At 34.6% G+C, this 2,811-nt stretch carries 3 protein-coding genes and 1 pseudogene; 1 reads left to right on the top strand and 3 read right to left on the bottom strand.

Annotated features, from left to right (window positions below):
- A partial coding sequence (locus tag AC1DSB_RS17485) for a DJ-1/PfpI family protein (RefSeq protein ID WP_477587226.1) occupies positions 1-383 on the top strand: 383 nt, incomplete at its 5' end.
- Between the two features lie 225 nt (positions 384-608).
- Here the strand turns inward: AC1DSB_RS17485 and AC1DSB_RS17480 are convergent.
- The 3 genes and pseudogenes from AC1DSB_RS17480 to AC1DSB_RS17470 form a co-directional block, all read right to left on the bottom strand.
- Positions 609-1,040, bottom strand: coding sequence for a hypothetical protein (locus tag AC1DSB_RS17480; protein ID WP_477587225.1), 432 nt, complete (start codon positions 1,038-1,040; stop codon positions 609-611).
- Positions 1,041-1,235: 195 nt separating this feature from the next.
- Positions 1,236-1,673: a VOC family protein gene (locus AC1DSB_RS17475; protein WP_477533228.1), complete on the bottom strand. Its 438-nt coding sequence runs from the start codon at positions 1,671-1,673 to the stop codon at positions 1,236-1,238.
- A 264-nt stretch (positions 1,674-1,937) separates the two neighbouring features.
- A pseudogene (locus tag AC1DSB_RS17470) lies at positions 1,938-2,726 on the bottom strand (lipid II flippase Amj family protein).
- Positions 2,727-2,811 lie beyond the last annotated feature (85 nt).

The following is a 2,811-nucleotide window of genomic DNA, read 5'->3' as shown; positions in this document are numbered from 1 at the left end:
GGGGAAACTCTTGGCGTAAGCCACTAAACAATAACGTCATTCCATTAATGGAAAAGGCACTTACTATGGATATTCCAGTAGGGGCAATATGTGATGCAACAGTTTTTATGGGAGCCAATGGATGGTTAAATGAAATAAAGCATACAAGCAATGATCTTAATGATTTGAAAACTTATGCAAAAGATCACTACAGAAATGAAATGAATTATGTACTAGAGCAAGCAGTTTCTGACGGAAAAATTGTGACCGCAAATGGAACAGCTTCATTAGAATTTGCAAAAGAAATTCTTGAATTATTAGAAGCATATCCTAAGGAGCATATTAATCAACTTTATAATTTCCATAAATTAGGATATTACGAGGCAGAAAAGACAAATTCATAAATATCAAATATTCACAATGCACATAATCCTTAAGATAGGAATTTATGTGCATTTTACCTTTATAATATTTACTCTCAAGCACCTTTCTAAAAGAAAATCATTCGAAATCTTATGCTCACTTGAATTGTGAATTTTGATGTAATTTTTATCTTWCTTCTTCAACTAACTTGCTCCGTTAGTTGAAGAAGTAACACTATATCAATTCAGTATGCCCTTTATTAAAGGCTAAAATATTTTCCAAATTGAAAATTCTTCTTTTTGTCTTTTTAAATTTATCATTTGTTTCTGTCCATTGTTCGAGATGAATTCAAATTTATAAGATACATTATCTTTCGGACTGCTTCCTAATGTATTGCAGTAGTAATATAATCTTGCATCGTTTGGTTCTTCATTTTTCGAACCTTTACCTGGATATTCATTCCTTTGATTGCCTTCGATAAAAACTAAATTTTCAGGTTGTCCTAAACCCTGTTTCAAGGGGAACAACTGAGCCTCCCAATAATGTCCTGTTGAAACATATTCAACCTTCCAATCTTTATTTTCAGAATAACCGACTAATATGGGAGGAGATGTGAAATATTTAACCGCATTACTAATCGGAATCAATGCCAAAACAATTAATATTACACCTGAGATTTTGCGTGATTTACTAGTCAAACATTCCCCCCCCTATTCTGAAAATGAGACAGCTGGTTATTCTACTAAGGCACCCGTTAGTTTAATAAGAACAGAAACGCTTACATAACAATCGCGCCCGCTTGCGGAACAACTTTATAGACGTGATTACATATTCACTGGCGGTATGTCAAAATCCATCAATTATCGGCCCGATAACTATTAATTACCCTTAATTTATTTGATTTGCTCCGCCAACTCTAAAATAATTCCCTCTGGCCCACTGCAGTAGCATAACTTATAACTTTCTTCATAGTGTAGTATCGCACTAAAGATTTCCGTACCTTTCTTTTTCAACTTGGCAACAACAGCTTCAATATCTTCAACAGCAAATGCAATATGCCGGATACCCAGGGTATTTGCAAAAGGTTGCTGAATTTCTCTTTCATCTGACGGACTATAAAATTTGATTAGCTCTATCCATACCTGACCGTCTGGCGTCCCCAATCCTACACATGCTACTTTTACGTCATTAAGCCCAAATACCTGATTCATGAACTCACCTTCCATTTCCCATTCCCCTTGCACCTCAAGGCCAAAATCGAGAAAAAACTCTTTAGCGGCAGAGAGATCATTTACGTTTACACCTACATGATCTATTCTGAGGATTTTCATAGCTCATACCTCCTATGTTCCTGTTATTTTGCAATATCCTGTATTCTTGATAAGTTTGTTTGTAATTCTAATTCGCTAAAAAACAGAAAATATCCTTGTTCAACAAACTGGCCCGATTGTTGAACACAAGTTAAACAACACTGTTCAACTAACCTGCCCCGTTAGTTCAATAAGAAAAAGGGCTGTTTAAACAGCCCGATGATCTTTAACTAAAGCACCCGTTAGTTTAAGTACATTTTTTTTAAGATTTCAGAAGTTACTAAACTACATAAGGAACTGTGTAAACCAAGCAATATACTTTGCACCTGGAATGAATAAGACCTGTGCTAAAAGTGTTCCTAGCAATCTTGATGTAACCATCATAATAGAGACACTTTTTAATGTGACATAGTCCCCTTTTTTGTTGATTACATCATCAGCTAGGATTGCAATTTTGGGGTCAATAAATACAATTAGTAAGATTGTGGCTATACCATTTATTAAACCCGATGCCATAACAGCAGTTGTTGCTCGGTCAGGTGCAAGCAAAGCTGCATATAGTGCAGATAAAACTCCAATTGTATAAATTGCTGTAATCTATATATTAATGCAAAATAATTTAATAGGTATATCTCGCCAACTCATATCTTTCAAATAAGTATACCTAGGGAGATGAAAATGCTTTTTTGCACGTCTTAAATATGAAAATGTAAATCCTTTTTTCAATAACGCTGGAACTGAACCTCTTTCTTCTGCTAAATGGATGATTGCCCTCGAAAAAACAGCAATAAATGTCGGTAACAAAAGTAAACCTATTATTGTACCTAAAGTTGCTGAACCAATTAGAATTCGATACTGACTCTCGACAAATTCTAATGCATTCTCTTTTGGTGCATTATCAATCAAACTTCCCGTAAAAGGTTGTTGCATCATATTCGCTAGCCTTGAAACCATTACCATCACATTAAATAGGGAAAGTGCCGATGCTAATAGTTTCACTCTTGCCCCTGATAAACGTACTGAATAAGCTAAGGTTTCGATTGAATGAATTATTAAGATAAATAATGCAATCATTATTAATTGCGTTGTGAAAAATTCCAAAGACATTACCTACCCCACTTTTATTCGTTTGTAATAGTTGCCGATATCTTGTCTATAT

The organism is Paenisporosarcina sp. P4_E4_2, assembly GCF_056401595.1.
This window is presented reverse-complemented; position numbering and strand designations above follow the sequence as displayed.